The 16,422-nt window shown below is 62.0% G+C and carries 11 protein-coding genes and 1 pseudogene; 5 read left to right on the top strand and 7 right to left on the bottom strand.

The genetic code is table 11. From position 1 onward, the window contains the following. Positions 1–5 precede the first annotated feature (5 nt). Positions 6–1,529 (bottom strand): FAD-dependent oxidoreductase, encoded by a 1,524-nt coding sequence (locus tag HX868_RS16805; RefSeq protein WP_177003640.1) that lies wholly within the window; start codon positions 1,527–1,529, stop codon positions 6–8. Positions 1,530–1,579: 50 nt separating this feature from the next. On the opposite strand from HX868_RS16805, the gene HX868_RS16800 reads away from it, so the two are divergent. Further along, positions 1,580–2,077 (top strand): MarR family winged helix-turn-helix transcriptional regulator, encoded by a 498-nt coding sequence (locus HX868_RS16800; RefSeq protein WP_038849624.1) that lies wholly within the window; start codon positions 1,580–1,582, stop codon positions 2,075–2,077. A gap of 52 nt (positions 2,078–2,129) precedes the next feature. Here the strand turns inward: HX868_RS16800 and nirD are convergent, their stop codons facing one another. Together nirD and nirB are read right to left on the bottom strand one after the other, a co-directional pair. Further along, entirely contained in the window at positions 2,130–2,492 is a 363-nt protein-coding gene (nirD, locus tag HX868_RS16795) for a nitrite reductase small subunit NirD (protein ID WP_177003639.1), read from the bottom strand. Next, on the bottom strand, positions 2,492–5,032 hold the full coding sequence (nirB, locus tag HX868_RS16790) for a nitrite reductase large subunit NirB (protein WP_177003638.1): 2,541 nt from the start codon (positions 5,030–5,032) through the stop codon (positions 2,492–2,494). Before nirB ends, nirD begins: the two co-directional genes overlap by 1 nt. A 550-nt stretch (positions 5,033–5,582) precedes the next feature. Between nirB and HX868_RS16785 the strand changes: the two genes are divergently transcribed. From HX868_RS16785 to HX868_RS31240, 3 genes and pseudogenes are all read left to right on the top strand, one after another. Next, positions 5,583–9,557 (top strand): bifunctional nitrate reductase/sulfite reductase flavoprotein subunit alpha, encoded by a 3,975-nt coding sequence (locus tag HX868_RS16785; RefSeq protein ID WP_177003637.1) that lies wholly within the window; start codon positions 5,583–5,585, stop codon positions 9,555–9,557. 139 nt (positions 9,558–9,696) lie between these two features. Further along, a pseudogene (locus HX868_RS31245) lies at positions 9,697–10,791 on the top strand (cache domain-containing protein); the annotation flags it as partial. An 87-nt stretch (positions 10,792–10,878) separates the two neighbouring features. Continuing rightward, positions 10,879–11,646, top strand: coding sequence for a methyl-accepting chemotaxis protein (locus HX868_RS31240; protein WP_425504230.1), 768 nt, complete (start codon positions 10,879–10,881; stop codon positions 11,644–11,646). On the opposite strand, the gene HX868_RS16775 is transcribed toward HX868_RS31240, so the two are convergent. The 3 genes from HX868_RS16775 to HX868_RS16765 form a co-directional block, all read right to left on the bottom strand. After that, complete coding sequence (locus HX868_RS16775) at positions 11,636–12,430, bottom strand: alpha/beta fold hydrolase (RefSeq protein WP_177003635.1); 795 nt, start codon at positions 12,428–12,430, stop codon at positions 11,636–11,638. The genes HX868_RS31240 and HX868_RS16775 overlap by 11 nt on opposite strands. A gap of 77 nt (positions 12,431–12,507) precedes the next feature. Then, positions 12,508–13,410: a LysR family transcriptional regulator gene (locus HX868_RS16770; protein WP_016979969.1), complete on the bottom strand. Its 903-nt coding sequence runs from the start codon at positions 13,408–13,410 to the stop codon at positions 12,508–12,510. Between the two features lie 55 nt (positions 13,411–13,465). Continuing rightward, positions 13,466–14,242 (bottom strand): nucleotidyltransferase domain-containing protein, encoded by a 777-nt coding sequence (locus HX868_RS16765; protein ID WP_177003634.1) that lies wholly within the window; start codon positions 14,240–14,242, stop codon positions 13,466–13,468. A gap of 136 nt (positions 14,243–14,378) precedes the next feature. Here HX868_RS16765 and HX868_RS16760 point away from each other — a divergent pair, with 136 nt between their 5' ends. Continuing rightward, entirely contained in the window at positions 14,379–15,329 is a 951-nt protein-coding gene (locus tag HX868_RS16760) for a SphA family protein (protein ID WP_016979971.1), read from the top strand. A gap of 6 nt (positions 15,330–15,335) precedes the next feature. Here the strand turns inward: HX868_RS16760 and HX868_RS16755 are convergent, their stop codons facing one another. Further along, entirely contained in the window at positions 15,336–16,364 is a 1,029-nt protein-coding gene (locus HX868_RS16755; RefSeq protein WP_177003633.1) for an apurinic/apyrimidinic endonuclease family protein, read from the bottom strand. Positions 16,365–16,422: the final 58 nt, after the last annotated feature.

Here is a 16,422-nt window from a genome sequence, read left to right as displayed (position 1 = left end):
GCATCTTAACGCGATTTCAAGCCCTGCCATCCACCTTGCGCATACGGCAAAACCTGCTGAAGGTAAGCGTCCAGGACATCGGTGTTCGCTGACGACCCAATCGCACCGATATACCCATCAGGCCGCACCAGCACCCACTCGCCCATCGCCAGTTCGTAGGCATGTTTAACGTAGCCCTGGTCGTCGAGCACGTCACCCTCAGGTCCAACTATATGGACATGCACGCCCGGCCGAGCAGGCACCACCCCGCGCGCCACGCCATAACCGAGCACCGTCCAGTGCGTTCCCTTGAACAGATCGAACAGCCGCAACGCCTGTCCAGCGGCACCTAGGACCGGCGCGTCCGGCGCCCGGTCGCCCGCTGCAACGCCTTTACGCACGGAGCTCTTCAACGCCAGCGAGGACTCTGGATAGGCAATATCCAACTGATGCACTTCCCTGCCCCGACGCAGTTCGCCGTTCTTCATCTCACCCAGCAGTTGGGTGGACAAACCAAGCACGCAAGCGGCGACAGGCCGACGCTCCGCTTCATAGGTATCCAGTAAATCATCAGGTGCCCCCTGTACCACCGCCGCCAGCTTCCAGCCCAGGTTGTACGCGTCCTGCACGCTGGTATTCAGGCCCTGGCCGCCGGTGGGTGGGTGGATATGGGCGGCATCCCCCACCAGCAGCACCCTCCCCACGCGGTATTGATCCGCCAGGCGGGCATTCATGGTGTAGGCCGACGACCAAGACACCGCGTGCACCTGGATATCGGCGCGACCGGTGCGATGGGCGATGATTGCGGTGAGCCCCTCGGCACTGAAATCGACGTCAAGATCCGCGGGAATCGGCCCCTGAATCTGGAACAGATCGGTGCCGGCCAGGGGGCATATCGCAATCTGGCGCTGCATGTCGCCGTCACCAAAACGGTGCCAGGCATCACGCGTGAGGCCGCTAAGTTCGACATCCGCCACCAAAGCGCGTACGCCAAGGGTCTTGCCGGGAAAGCCGATATCCAGGGCGTGTCGAACAAAACTGCGCCCCCCATCAGCACCCACCAACCAACGCACACGGATGTGTTCTTCACCTGCGTTGCCGATCAGCCGTGCGGTGACTGCGTTGCCGTCCTGCTCAAACCCAACCAGTTCACAAGCAAATTCAGGCTGATGCCCCCACTCAAGCAGACGCTCGCGCATCACGCGCTCGGTCAAAAACTGCGGCACCATCAACGGTTGTCGGTAAGGCTCGGCGGGCATCGACGCCTTGGATTCGGTGAATTCTGTTTCGCTGTAGCTGCCATCGTCGCGGTAGCGCCGGTCAGTCGGATAGACTCCACCCACTGCCATCAGACGGTCGAGAATCCCCAGGTCTTCGAACACTTCCTGAGACCTTGGCTGGAGACCTTTGCCGCGTGAACCCTGGAAGGGATGCGCATTTTTTTCGATCAGCCGAAAAGTGATACCCCTTCTCGCCAGGTCGATCGCCAAGGTCAGGCCGGCGGCACCGGCACCGCAAATCAGTACATCGACAGCGAATTGCGCTTTCATACTGGATCACCTATATGTGCAATACGCACATATTAAGAGAGGCGAACACCGTGTCAATTAAAAATGTGCAAAACGCACATATATCCGCCCAACTGCGTGACCTGCATGGTTCATTGGTTGAGATCGTGGGGGTGATGAACCGCCCGCAGCGCGACGAAGCGATGGTGCGCGAAGCCGGGATTTCACTGGATCGCGCCCTGTTTCCGCTGCTGGTGCTGGTGGAAAGGTTGGGTCCGATCGGCGTGGTCGAACTGGCTGACCGCGTGGGCCGTGACTACACCACCGTGAGCCGGCAGGTGGCCAAGCTGGAAAGCCTGGGCTTGGTTCTGCGCCAGGCAAGCGCAGTCGACCGCCGCGTACGCGAGTCGGTGATTACCGAGAAAGGCAAAGCCATGACTGACCGCGTCGACGACGCGCGGGAAAGGATCGGTGTGTCGATCTTCTCCACCTGGGATGAAGGCGACTTCGACAATCTGGTGCGGCTGATGCGCAAGTTTGCCGAGGATATCAAGGATGACTCGGTGCGTGCGACGAAGGGCATTTCCTAAGGCCATGCACGTTTCCTGTGGCAAGCGGGGCAAGCCCGCTTGCCACACAGCATCAATCCAATGCCAATTCCACCACCCCAGCGTTCAACCGCACCGGCCACACCCGCAATCGCTGATCAGGCGCCTCCAGGCACTGCCCATCCTCGAGCCGGTAATGCTGTTTGTAGATCGGCGCCGCCACCACCAAGTCACCCTTGATGCTACCGACCAAGCCGCGTCCGATCACATTCGCGCCGGATTCCGGGTCATGGTTGTCGATCGCAAACAACGTCTGGTCCTGCGCACCCGGCAGGTAGAACAGCGCCACTTGCGCGCCGTCCAGCCACACCACCACGCCGGAATTGCTCACCAGGTCGGTCTCGCTGCACACACCTTTCCAGGTGGCCAGGTTGCGTTGCGTATTGGCTTGGCTCATCAGGCAATCTCCTCGGTGACGGGAATCAGGTTGAGTTCGGCGGCCATGATCGGCCGGCGTTGGCCGCGCTCCTGGACGAAGTGGATGTCCGGGTCGGGGCGTTTGTCGTTGACGAAGGTGCGAAAGCGCTTGAGTTTTTCCGGGTCTGCGAGGGCGTTGGCCCATTCGCATTCGTAGCGGTCCACCACCTGTTGCATCTGCGCTTCCAATTCTGCGCCGAGGCCCAGGCTGTCGTGCAGGATCACGTCCTTGAGGAAATCCAGGCCGCCTTCGAGGCTTTCGCGCCAGACCGAGGTACGTTGCAGTTTGTCGGCGGTGCGGATGTAGAACATCAGGAAGCGGTCGATGTAGCGGATCAGCGTGGCGTCGTCCAGGTCAGTGGCGAACAGCTCCGCATGGCGTGGGCGCATGCCGCCGTTGCCGGCGATGTAGAGGTTCCAGCCCTTCTCGGTGGCGATCACGCCGACGTCCTTGCTCTGGGCTTCGGCGCATTCACGGGTACAGCCGGACACTGCGAACTTGAGCTTGTGCGGCGAGCGCAGGCCCTTGTAGCGGTCCTCGATCAACAGCGCCATTTTCACGCTGTCCTGCACGCCGTAACGGCACCAGGTGCTGCCCACGCAGGATTTCACCGTACGCGTGGATTTGCCGTAGGCGTGCCCGGTTTCAAACCCGGCAGCAATCAGTTCGCTCCAGATATCCGGCAGTTCGTGCAGTTGTGCACCAAACAGGTCGATGCGCTGGCCACCGGTGATCTTGGTGTAGAGGTCGTATTTCTTCGCGACCTCGCCGATCACGATGAGTTTATCCGCGGTGATTTCGCCGCCTGGAATACGCGGCACCACCGAGTAGGTGCCGTTCTTCTGCATGTTGGCCATGAACGTATCGTTGGTGTCCTGCAACGGCACCAGGGACGCATCCATGATCGGCTGGTTCCAGCACGATGCCAGGATCGAGCCCACCGCCGGCTTGCACACGTCACAGCCGATGTGGCCACGGCCGTGTTTGGCCAGCAGTTCGTCGAAGGTGAGGATGCCTTCCACGCGCACCAGGGCGTACAACTCCTGCCGGGTGTAGGCGAAGTGTTCGCACAGGCTCTTGTCGACGCTGACGCCACGGGCGATCAGCTCATGCTCGAACACCTGCTTGAGCAAGCCAGCGCAGCCGCCGCAACCGGTGCAGGCCTTGGTCTGGGCTTTGAGCAGGCCGAGGTCGCTGCAGCCGCCGTCGATGGCCGAGCAGATCGCGCCCTTGTTCACGTTGTGGCAGGAGCAGACGGTGGCCGATTCCGGCAGCGCGCCGGGGCCAAGGGTCGGTGCGCCGCTGGACGACGGCAGAATCAGGCTGGCGGGCTCGGACGGCAGCGTGATGTTGTTCTGCATGTATTGCAGCAGCGTGTCGTAGTAGCTGTTGTCGCCCACCAAGACGGCGCCGATCACATGTTTGCCCGACGCATCCACCACCAGGCGCCGGTAGCTGGCGCTGGCTTCGTCGATGAACTGGTAGCTGCGTGCGCCCGGCGTGTGGGCATGGGCGTCGCCGATGGAGCCTACGTCGACGCCGAGCAACTTGAGTTTGGTCGACATGTCGGCACCCACAAACGGCTCGGCGGTTTGCGCGCACAGCAGCGCGGCAACGCCACGGGCCATCTGGTAACCCGGCGCGACCAGGCCGAACAGGCTGCCGTTCCAGGACGCGCATTCGCCAATTGCGTAGATGTTTGGGTCGCAACTCAGGCATTCGTCATTGATCACCACACCGCCACGCGGACCGATGTCCAGGCCGGCCTGGCGGGCCAGTGCATCCTGGGCGCGGATACCGGCGGAGAACACGATCAGGTCAGTTTCAAGGAACTCGTCATTGGCAAAATTCATGCGGTAGCGGTACTGCTCGCCCGCGCTGATGGATTGGGTGGCGCGCGACAAATGCACGCCCACGCCCAGCCGTTCGATCTGCGCCTTGAGTGCCAGGCCGCCAAAGTCGTCGAGTTGCACCGGCATCAAGCGCGGCGCGAATTCCACCACATGGGCCTCAAGGCCGAGGCTTTTCAGGGCGTTGGCGGCTTCCAGGCCTAACAGGCCACCGCCCACTACCACGCCGCGTTTCGCATTGGCGGCGGCCTTACGAATTGCGTCCAAGTCCTCAAGGGTGCGATATACCAACCGCGAATCGCCTTCGGCGCCTTCGATAGGTGGCACAAACGGATAGGAGCCGGTGGCCAACACCAGCTTGTCATAGGCGACGCAGCCCTCAGCGGTGATCACCTCGCAGCGGGCGCGGTCGATCTCCAGCACCGGTATGCCGAGGTGCAGGGTGACACCTGGCGTCTGGTATAGCTCGGCGTCGGACAAGGCCAGTGACTCAGCATCGCGGCCAGTGAAATATTCGGACAGGTGCACGCGGTCGTAGGCGCGCATCGGCTCTTCGCTGAATACATGCAAACGGTAGTGATCCAGCGCGCCAAGCTCGATCAATTGCGCCACACAGTGGTGGCCGACCATGCCATTGCCGACGACGATCAAGGTTTTGAGTTGGTTCATAGTAAGCACCCGACAAGGCTCATCACGGTTTAAAAAAGCAAAAAAAAACGCCTGAAACCTTGCGGTTCCAGGCGTCTTTGCCTGTTCTTATGCGGGTTCGGATCAGGCGACTGCGCCGGATTCTCCGCTATTGCCCCTGTGTCGATCGTCGTTGACCGAAGTGGGTTATGGGGGAGCTTGCAGGGTCTGTGCCAAGCCGTCGGACTCCCCGCAGCAACGCTGCTGGCATCCATTAAGCATCCCAAAACACTCCCCCAGCGCCTCCAACTGGTGCGCCGCGCTTCATAAATGTGCACATCCCCTGTAGGAGCGAGCTTGCTCGCGAAAAACCCAAGAACGACGCACAACACCAGGCAACCCGCGTCATCGTTGAGGATTTTCGCGAGCAAGCTGGCTCCTACAGGAGGGCGGTGAAACCTGGCGCGTGACTTGCTAGGAACACCCCAACCAAGCAGTCAACGCTGACTGCCCTCTCACGACAAAGGCGCCGTGTAATCCCCGTTCTGAACGGAGGGTTGCAAGGCGCCTTTTTTGTTTACGCAGGTTTCAGATGGCCAACCAAAGCATACGCAGTGTGTGTCCTTATTGTGGCGTGGGCTGCGGCATCGTCATGCAGGTGCAAGACAATAAAGTGGTCAAGGTGATCGGCGACAAAGCCCACCCCACCAACTTTGGCCGCCTGTGCACCAAGGGCACCACCTGCGGGCAAGCCATCGCCGAGTCCGGGCGCATGGAAAACGCCTATGTACGCCAGGCCCGACAGAATGACCCGGTGCGCATCGGCATGGACAACGCCATCCGCGAAACCGCGCACCGCCTGCGTCACACCCTCGACACGCACGGCCCGGACGCCTTGGCTTTCTACGTGTCCGGGCAGATGTCACTGGAGTCCCAGTACCTGATCAACAAATTGGCCAAGGGCTTCGTCCGCACCCCCAACATCGAGTCCAACTCGCGGCTGTGCATGGCCAGCGCCGGCAGTGGCTACAAACTTTCCCTCGGCTCCGACGGCCCGCCGGGGTCTTATGAAGACTTCGATCGCGCCGACCTGTTCTTCGTGATCGGCGCGAACATGGCTGACTGTCACCCGATCCTGTTCCTGCGCATGATGGACCGGGTCAAGGCCGGGGCGAAGCTGATCGTGGTCGACCCCCGGCGCAGTGCCACGGCGGACAAGGCCCACCTATTCCTGCCGATCAAACCCGGCACCGACCTGGCGTTGCTCAATGGTCTGCTGCACCTGCTGGTCAAAAACGGCCACACCGACCCTGCCTTTATCGCCGCCTTTACCGAAGGCTGGGAGGCGATGCCGGAATTCCTCGAGGACTATTCGCCAGATCAAGTCGCCGCCATCACCGGCCTGGCCGAAGCCGATATCCTCCAAGCCGCCGACTGGATCGGCCAGGCCGCCGAGTGGATGAGTTGCTGGACCATGGGCCTCAACCAGAGCACCCACGGCACCTGGCACACCAACGCGCTGTGCAACCTGCACCTGGCCACTGGCGCCCTCTGCCGGCCGGGCAGCGGGCCGTTTTCCCTCACGGGTCAACCCAACGCCATGGGCGGGCGCGAAATGGGTTACATGGGCCCTGGGCTGCCGGGGCAACGTTCGGTGCTGGTCGAGGCCGACCGCGCCTTTATCGAAGAGTTGTGGCAGATCCCCCACGACAGCCTGCCGCGCCAGGCTGGCAGCGGCACCGTGGCAATGTTCGAGCAAATGGCTGCCGGGCAGATCAAGGCCTGCTGGATCATCTGCACCAACCCGGTCGCCAGCGTGCCTAACCGGCAGACCGTGATCAAAGGCCTGCAAACCGCCGAACTGGTGATCACCCAGGATGCTTTTCTCGACACCGAGACCAACCGCTACGCCGACATCCTGTTGCCCGGCGCGCTGTGGGCCGAGGCCGAAGGGGTGATGATCAACTCCGAGCGCAACCTGACCCTGATGCAAAAAGCCGTGGACGCGCCCGGCGAGACCCTGCCCGACTGGCAGATCATCGCCAGGGTCGCCTGCGAAATGGGCTTTGCCGATGCGTTCACCTATGCATCCGCCGCCGACGTGTTTGAAGAAATCAAACGCGCCTGGAACCCCAAGACCGGCTACGACCTGCGTGGCGCGAGCTACCCGCGCCTGCGTGAGCAGCCGCTGCAATGGCCTTGCGCATCGGAGCATGGCGCTGACCGCAATCCGATCCGCTACCTGGGCACAGGCACCCTCGCCTTCGCCACCGAAAACGGCAAAGCCCAGTTCTTCGCCCGCCCGCATATGCCGCCCGCAGAAATGCCGGAAGACGCGTTCCCCTTCGTGCTCAACACCGGCCGTGTGCAGCACCAATGGCACACCCTGACCAAGACCGGCAAGGTTGCGACCCTGAATAAACTCAACCCCGGCCCCTTTGTGGAATTACACCCCGAAGACGCGAGCCGCTTGGGTATCAAGGACAAGGATCGAGTCGAAATACGCTCCCAGCGCGGCAGCGCCGTGCTGCCCGCCGTGGTCACCGACCGTGTGCGGCCAGGCAATTGTTTTGCGCCGTTCCACTGGAACGATGTGTTCGGTGAAAACCTGGCCATCAACGCAGTGACCAACGACGCGGTGGACCCGATTTCCTTACAGCCGGAGTTCAAGTACTGCGCCGTCGCCCTGACCCGCGTCGAGCTGATCGACCACCAATTCCTGGACCTCCCTTCCCCCGTAGCAGAGGACACCGCCATGTCGCGCCTCGACGCCTTCGCCGAAATCGCCGGCATCCGCAACTTACCCGCGCCCCCCTTGAGCGAGAATGAGCGCACCTACCTCGCCGGCTTTCTCAGCGGCCTGCAGTCCAACGCCGCGCGCCAGGCCGTCGGCGTGCCGACAATGCCCGCGAATGCGCCGCTGGCCGATGCGTCGCGGCTGTGGTTGAACGGTTTGCTCGGCGGTTTGTTCAGCCATACGCAATCCCTCGCAGCGTCCTCCCCAGCCGTCACCTTGTTGTGGGCCTCGCAAACCGGCAACGCCGAAGCCCTGGCCGAGCGTTTTGCCCAGCGCCTGCGCGACGCGGGCATTGCCGTGGAACTGAGCGCGATGTCGGATTTCCCGGCGAGCAAACTGGCGAGCACCCACACCCTGGCGCTGATCAGCAGCACCTTTGGCGACGGCGACCCACCGGACAATGGCGAAGGTTTCTGGCACAGCCTCAGCACCGCCGAGACGCGCCTGGAGTCCTTGCGCTTCGCAGTGCTGGCCCTGGGTGATCCGAACTATGACCAGTTCTGCAACCACGGCAAGCAACTCGACCAACGCCTGTCGGAACTGGGCGCCACCCGCCTGCTGGAACGCGTCGACTGCGACACCGAATTCGAAGCGCTGGCTGATGCGTGGCTGGTGCGTTTCCAGCAAACCCTCGCCCCGGCAAAGCCAGTCGCGCCCGCCACCCCCGCCGGAAAAACCAAGCTGTACGGCTCACGCCTGCTGCTCAACCGACACCTGAATCCGCAAAGCGTCCACAAGGAAACCCGTCAGTTCGCCCTGGACCTGGCCGACTCCGGGCTGACCTACGAAGCCGGCGATGCGCTGGGCGTGCGGCCGCGCAACTGTCCCGAACTGGTCAACGAACTGCTCGACCTCACCCGCCTGAACGCCCAGACCAGCGTGAACATCGACACCTTCGGCGATGTGCCGCTGCAACAGGCCTTGACCCAGCACTTCGAAATCGCCCGGCCCAGCAGCGACACCTTGGCCTTCATCGCCGAGCGCAGCACCAACCCTGGCCTCAAGCACTTGCTCAACCCCGAACACAAGGCCGAACTGAATGACTGGCTGTGGGGCAGGCAACTGGCGGATGTGCTGCAGGCCTACCCCATCGAGTGCAAGGCGGATGAATTACTGGGCACCCTCAAGCGCTTGCAACCACGCTTGTATTCAATCGCTTCGAGTGCCAAGGCCTATCCGCAGGAAGTGCATCTCACCGTGGCTGCCGTGCGCTATGGCAAGCGCAAGGGTGTGTCCTCGACGTTCCTGGCTGACCGGGTCGGCGACGGCGAAGTGCCGCTGTTCGTGCAGCCGTCCAAGCACTTTCGCACGCCGACTGACGGCGACGTGCCGATGATCATGATCGGGCCCGGCACCGGTATCGCGCCCTTTCGCGCGTTCTTGCAGGAACGTCGCGCGCTGGGTCATCAGGGGCGCAACTGGCTGTTCTTCGGCGAACAGCACGCCGCCAGCGACTTCTACTATCAGGACGAACTGCAAGGCATGCAGCGCGACGGCCTGCTCAACCACTTGAGCCTTGCGTTCTCGCGCGACCAGGCGCAGAAGGTCTACGTGCAGGACCGCATCCGCGAACAGGGGGCCGAGCTGTGGCGCTGGTTGCAGGATGGCGCCAGGCTGTACATCTGCGGTGACGCCAGCCACATGGCCAAAGATGTCGACCAGGCCCTGCGCCAAGTCGCGCAAACCCACGGCGGGCTTGGCGTCGAGGGTGCAGTGGAGTACTGGCGGCAGTTAAGTGAGCAGAAGCGTTATCTGCGTGATGTGTATTGATTGGATACAGAACAATAAGCACTTTGTATTGTGTACAAAAAACCCTAAAGATTTACCGGAACCGGGCCGAAACAGCAGTGATAGCAAATCGCCGCGACCCTGATCGAGGTGCGCGACGATTTGGCCGCCCTTCACGCTGATGGTCGTCTCGATGAAAATAAAAAATAAGCTGGTACTCGCATTTGTCTCCGTTGCTTTCATCCCGGTAAGCCTGGTGGCCGTGATTTCGGTCATGAACACACGGACCCAGGCGGTGGATCAGTTTATCGACGGCAGCACCCGGGAAATCCGCCAGATTGATGGCAACATCCGCCAGTTCTTCGACGGCACCTTGCAAAACGTCGATCAAATGGCCACCGATTCTGTATACACCTCCGTGAACACGCTGAAAAACTACCAGCCCGCCGACGCGGCCAACCAGCCCATGCCCGCCGAAGTGCAAGCGGTGATCGATCGCTTCGCGCGCTTTGGCGCCACACACCCGGCGGCTGCCATCCTGTCCATCGGCCTCGAAGACGGCACCTACGCCAAATGGCCGGATGACCCGCAACTGGCCAAGTACGACCCGCGCACCCGCCCCTGGTACAAGGCGGCCATGGCCAGCCCCGGCAAGACCGTGCGCACCCCCGCGTATTACTACGACAAAGACGACGTCGCCCTGGTGGGCACCGCGCGCGCCCTGCTGGAAAACGGCAAGGCCAAGGGCGTGTTCGTGGTCAGCGTCTCACTGAAAAACCTCACCGAACTGCTCAAGAGCATCAAGCTCGGCGAAAGTGGCTACGTGATGCTGATCGAGGACGGCGTGGTGCTGGTCGACCCGCGCAACGCCGCCCACAACTTCAAGCCGCTCAAAGACCTGGGCACAGCCTATGCACAGTTGGCCGACACTGCACAGGGCTCCACTGAAGTGGTGATCGACGGCGTACGCTACATGGCCAACGTGTGGACCTCCCCCGGCCTCGGCTGGCGCTACATCGGGCTGATCGAACACCGTGAAGTCATGGCCGAAGCCACACGCATGACCTACCTCACCGCCGTCATCGTCGCGGTGCTGGTGCTGATCTTCGGGCTGATCGCGGCGGCGTTTTCCAAGGTCATCGTCAAGCCTATCGGCCAGGTCAGCACCGGCTTGCAGTCCATCGCCCAGGGCGAAGGCGACTTGCGCCACGAACTGCAGGTCCAGGGCAAGGATGAAACCGCCGAACTGGCCGGCTGGTTCAACAAGTTTCTTACGGCGATCCGCCAACTGATCCAGCACATCGGCGCGGCCTCGGCCAACTTGCAGAACGCCTCCAGGGTCAACAGCGAGGTGGCGCACAACATGAACGATGCGGCCGGGCGCCAGCGTGAGGCGGTAGAACTGGTGTCTACGGCGTTCAATGAAATGGTCGCCACTGCCAACGAAGTCGCACGCTCCTGCAGTGGCGCGGCGCAATCCGCCGAAAACGGGCACCGGCGCGTGGCCGAGGGCAAGCAGCAGATCGAAGTGACCACCGACAACGTCAACCGCCTGGGGCGCCGCCTGACTGAGTCATCCCAGGCCATGGTCGAACTGGAAGCCGGCAGCCGCAGCATCAACCAGATCCTCGGCACCATCCGTGCGATTGCCGAACAGACCAACTTGTTGGCGCTCAACGCCGCCATCGAAGCCGCCCGTGCGGGTGATCAAGGCCGTGGTTTTGCGGTGGTAGCCGACGAAGTGCGCGCACTGGCCAAGCGCACCTCCGACTCCACCGGCGAGATCGAGCAACTGCTCGGCACCCTGGAAAACAAGACCCAGGAAGTCACGCAAAAAATGGGCAGTTGCCTGGACCTGTCGAAGGCCAGTGTGTCGTCCATCGAAAACGCGCGGGACAGCTTTGAAGGGATCCAGACCTCGGTCAACGAGATCCGCGACCAGAACCTGCAGATCTCCGCAGCCGCCGAGGAACAACACAGCGTGGCCGAAGAGATCAACCGGCATATCCAACAGATCTACGACGAGGCGCGCCTGGTGGAAAGCCTGGCCAATTCAGCGCAGGACGATTCGGGGCGGCTGTCAAACCTGTCGGATGAGTTGAATGGATTGGTGGGGCGGTTCAAGTCCTGAGGAAGTCGGCGATTGCCTGCCACATCCCGACCGGGTTGGAATACATCGGGAAATGCCCACACTGGGCAATCGGCGCCAGGCGCACGCCGTTGGCCTGGATGTGCGCCAGGTAGGACAGCCCGGCATTCTGCTCGCCGTACATGAACATCTTGGGGCACGGCAGCCCGAGGAACTTGCCCATCAGGTCGGCGTTGTCAGAGAGTTCGACCATCGACTGGAAGATCCCGCGCACGGCACCGGCACGCACCTTGTGGCGCAGGCTTGCCGAGTAAAGCGCGCTGGCATACGCGGGTGCCTGACGAGTGCGCGCGATGAACGCGCTGAAAAACGCCTCGGAATCCTCTGCCGGGAAATCCACGATCTGGCGGCTGAGAAAGCAGTCTTCGGGGGCGATATTGCCTTCAATATCGGTGAAGCTCAGCACGCGATCCGCAAAGCGATGCGCCAACATCAAGGCGGTGAGACCGCCCATGGAATGGCCGACCAGATGGAAGCGTTCGATCTTGAACTGCGCAAGCACCTGCAAGGCGGTTTCGAGCAGGAATGGGATATTGATGCTCGCCAGGTCGGCGCATTGGCTTTCACCGCAGCCGGGGGCGTCGTAGGCGATGAAGGCATGCCCGTCGAACGCCGGGTGCAGGACGATATCGGCGTAGTCCTCCTTGGTCGAGCCGAACCCGTGCAGGAACAGGATGGGCGCCCGCTCGCCGTCGCGGTGGATCGCCGCTATCTCCACAGCGGTGCCGTCTACGGTCAATGGAATGAAGGAATGAACGAACGACATGCAAGAGTTCCTTGGCCAAAAAGGCGCCAATTTCAGCGGTTAGCCGCGCGGTGTAAATGACGGATAACGGAAGCTTGTCATACGCCAATCGTATGAGCCTGGAACTGCGCGACCAACTCGGTCACCAGGGGGTTGGGTCGCTCACTGTTCCAGGCCACCGCCGTGGTGACCACATTGAGTTTCTGGGTCAGCGGCCGTAGCACCACGTTGTCCGGCGCGAGTTTTTTCAACGACGCCGGCACCAGCGCAATGCCCTGGCCGCAGCTGACGAACGCAATCTGCGAGGCTACCGAGCGCACTTCATGCAGCACCCGTGGCGAGAAGCCGCTGGCGCGGCAGGTGGCGATCAGGTTGTCGAAATACACCGGGCTGACCTTGCGCGAAAACATCACCAGCGGCTCGCTGGCCAGGCTCGACAGGCTGATGCGTGAACGTGCGGCCAATGGATGATCGCTCGGCAACGCCACCATCAAGCGATCTTCCCTCACCGGCAACGACTGGATTGCCGGGCCGAGGTCGCCGTCCAGCCGGGCGAAGGCCAGGTCGATATCCCCGGCTTCCAGCGCCGGCAGCGCCTCTACGCTGTCGATCTCGCGCACCGACACAGTGAGGTGCGGGTATTGCTGCTTGAGTTGGTCGATCAGGCCCGGCAACACATCGAACATCGCCGTGGAAATCGCGCCGATGGTGAGCATCCCCGACTGGCCCGCCACTGCTTCTTCGACCGCGAGTTCCAGGCGCTCAAGCTGCTCGGCGAACTTGCGTACCGCCGGCAGGATCGCCGCGCCCACCGGGGTCAACTTGGCGCCCCGCCGGGAGCGTTCGAATAGCTGGACCTTGAGCGCCTGCTCCAGCACCTGGATCTGCTCGCTCAACGGCGGCTGCGACATGCCCAGGCGCTTGGCGGCGCGGCCGAAGTTTTGTTCTTCAGCGACGGCGAGGAACAGCCAGAGGTGGCGGATAAGGCGGAAGTTGATCATGGCGTTTCCATAGGCTTGGCGTATGCGATCAGCGGTTTAGCGCCAATATACCTATCTATTTTTGCTGGGAAACCATCCAGTCGAGAAAGGCTTGAAGCCGAGTAGAAAATTTCTCGCCCTCCGCGCCGGGGTTGCGTGCCTCGAACAAAAAGAACGCGAGTTGGGCAACCATCGCCGGGTAATGCTGGAGGAACAGCTTGACGTAGTCCTCAAGCGATTGCGGCCACATCAAAGCCTGCACCGGGCAAAACAGCAGCGTTGAGCGCACCAGCTTGCGCGATGCTTCACGCTGCAAACGCAGACGCGCTTCATCAGCACCGGCTTGCTCGATGCGCAAGAGATAGCCCACGAGCACCGCTTCAAAGTCACCGTTCAGCGCCCAGGCAATCTCACGGGATGGGCGGAACGCGTCGAAACGCACCGAAAGATCATTGCCCCATACACAACGACAATGGTGTTTGAGCCAAAAACCCCAACGATCTTTGTTCTCGGGTGACAGCACCTGCGCGCAATGACCGATATCGAAGTCGACCTTCGTGACTTCCGGATGCCGCTGTTCAAGGGCCAGGCGCGTCAGTTCCAACTGTTCAAGCAACTCGGCTTGAGGCGGTTCACGAAATACCAACGTGAGATCCAGATCGGACTCAGCGGAAATGGCCTCTCCCCTGGCGACACTGCCATACACATAAATGCCGTCCAGCCCCCACTGCGCCGGTGAAAGGGTCGCACAGACATCGCTGAGCAACGGCTGAAACTCAGGCTGCAGGGGCAAATCGGTCTCGGCCAGGACACATCCTTGGGCGTCGACTCCAGTAGGTTGCGATGAATTCACGGGGCACTGTTTCCTTGAGAAAGACCGACAAGCATGACGGGCAAGGGGCTGAGGGCGCAACGACCTTCAATACTTGGACTATGCTCAAGCGGCCCCCGACAGCACGCACAGTATGGCCAATTGGATAGGAAGTCCTATGAACCCAACGACCCGCGTTTTAAGCCTGCTCACCCTGCTGCCTATCGCGATGGCGCAGGCCGACGACGGCGGTATCAGCTTCTGGCTGCCCGGCCAGTTCGGCGCCCTTGCCGCTGCGCCGACCACGCCGGGCTGGAGCCTGCCGCTGGTCTACTACCATGTGAATGCCAGCGACGGCCGACACTCGGCCACCCCGCGGGGCGGGCGCACGGTGGTGGGGCTGGATGCCAAGGCCGACCTGTTGTTTGCCAGCCCGACCTACACCTTCGCCACGCCGGTATTGGGCGGTGCCCAGGCGGCGATTTCGGCGGTGGCGGCCGTGGGGCGTTCCGAGGCGAGTGTCGACGCCACGGTGACCGGCCCACGCGGGCGCTCGTTTTCGGGCGGTACCAACGATGCCCTCAAAGGTGCCAGCGATCTGTATCTGCTCGGAACGCTGAAGTGGAACCACGGCGTGCACAACTTCATGGCTTATTCCATGGGCAACCTACCCGTGGGCGCCTATGACCCGGATCGCCTGGTCAATATCGGCCTGGGCCATGCCGCCCTGGACGCGGGCGGCGGCTACACCTTTTTTGACAAGACCAACGAGTTCTCCGCCGTGGCGGGCGTGACCTATAACTGGGAAAACCGCGACACCCACTACCAGAACGGCATCGACGCGCACATCGACCTCAGCGCCTCGCACTTCTTTACCGCACAGACCCACGCCGGGCTGGTGGGTTATTACTTCCGCCAGGTGACCGGCGACAGTGGCAGCGGCGCGGTGCTGGGGGACTTCAAGTCCCGCGTGGCCGGGATTGGGCCCCAGGCGGGGCACTTCTTCAAGGTGGGTGATGAACTGTGGTACGCCAATATCAAGGGCTACTACGAATTCGATGCCAAAAACCGCCCGGACGGCTGGAACATGTGGCTGTCCCTGGTAATCCCTCTGTCTGGCAAAGGCTGACGCGATTCAGGCACTTTGCCGCTTCCAGTGTTCGTAGAACGCCAGCGAGGCGACGTTCTTGCCTTTGGCTTCAAGCATGATGTCGAAGCGATCGAGGAACTGCAGCGCGTAGTCATTGGTCCAGCGGTTCCACATCTGCACACTGTGAGCGTAGAGATCGCGCTTGGACACCACCTGCAACAGCGCGTCCATTTCCAGCTTGTGTTCGGCGTCGAAACCCAGTTCCTGCAAGACTTCCTGGGGCTGCGAGTAATGCATGGTCGGGCGCACGCCGCGCCAGCTTTCAATCACACGGGCGACGCGTTCCGAATGGGGGTCGATATAGTCGTTTTCGTTGATCCAGCAGTGGTGGATGTCCAATACCACCGGCGCCAGGTCAGCGACTTGCAGGCAATGGTCGAGGCCGTAGGTTTTCTCATCGTTCTCGAAAGTGATGCAGTTGCGCGCCACCTCCGACAGGCGCGACCACACCGCGCGGGTGCCTTCCACGCCAAGGCGACCAGCGATGTGCACGTTGCACTTGAGGTCCTGGAAGCGACGGCCGTAACCCATCATGCGGATCATGTCGGCGTGGTATTCGAACTCGGCCAGGCTGTTCTCCACCACGCCGGGGTTCTCCGAACCAAGCACGCAATACTGGCCGGGGTGGAACGACAGGCGGATATCCGACGCGCGCGCCAACTCGCCGATGGCGGCGAACCCTTCCACCAACTGGCGCTCGATGGCCGGGTCTTTATACACCGCGGCAACCTTCGGGTGGCTGTAGAACGGCAGCAGATCGCTGCTCAGGCGCAACATGCGCAAGGTCGGCGGTAACTCGGTCACGTAAGCCAACAGGCGCAACTGGGCGGCCAGGTTGTGCGTGACCACTTCCACCAGCTTGTCGCGGGCCACTTGCGGCGTGACGCTGTCCATCCAGCGCAACGTGGTGGTGCGCGGGTTGAACGGGCCTTCAATCAACTTCAAGGCACTGGCGGACAGTAGGCGCTCGGGATGTTGGTACTGGCACGCAAAGCCGATGCGAGGGTGGGTCATGGAGGCGCCTGACGAGAGAAAAGGACGGGATGATACCGTGTTAGGCCGGGGCGGCCCT

The organism is Pseudomonas reactans, from assembly GCF_013385825.1.
Classification (GTDB): domain Bacteria; phylum Pseudomonadota; class Gammaproteobacteria; order Pseudomonadales; family Pseudomonadaceae; genus Aquipseudomonas; species Aquipseudomonas reactans.
This window is presented reverse-complemented; position numbering and strand designations above follow the sequence as displayed.

Bases quoted from the DNA above. Each gene is read 5' to 3' on its own strand.
- HX868_RS16785 (WP_177003637.1), top strand. From the start codon at position 5,583: ATGGCCAACCAAAGCATACGCAGTGTGTGTCCTTATTGTGGCGTGGGC.
- HX868_RS16775 (WP_177003635.1), bottom strand. From the start codon at position 12,430: ATGTCGTTCGTTCATTCCTTCATTCCATTGACCGTAGACGGCACCGCT.
- HX868_RS16760 (WP_016979971.1), top strand. From the start codon at position 14,379: ATGAACCCAACGACCCGCGTTTTAAGCCTGCTCACCCTGCTGCCTATC.
- HX868_RS16805 (WP_177003640.1), bottom strand. From the start codon at position 1,529: ATGAAAGCGCAATTCGCTGTCGATGTACTGATTTGCGGTGCCGGTGCC.
- HX868_RS16770 (WP_016979969.1), bottom strand. From the start codon at position 13,410: ATGATCAACTTCCGCCTTATCCGCCACCTCTGGCTGTTCCTCGCCGTC.
- HX868_RS16755 (WP_177003633.1), bottom strand. From the start codon at position 16,364: ATGACCCACCCTCGCATCGGCTTTGCGTGCCAGTACCAACATCCCGAG.
- nirB (WP_177003638.1), bottom strand. From the start codon at position 5,032: ATGAACCAACTCAAAACCTTGATCGTCGTCGGCAATGGCATGGTCGGC.
- nirD (WP_177003639.1), bottom strand. From the start codon at position 2,492: ATGAGCCAAGCCAATACGCAACGCAACCTGGCCACCTGGAAAGGTGTG.
- HX868_RS31240 (WP_425504230.1), top strand. From the start codon at position 10,879: ATGAACGATGCGGCCGGGCGCCAGCGTGAGGCGGTAGAACTGGTGTCT.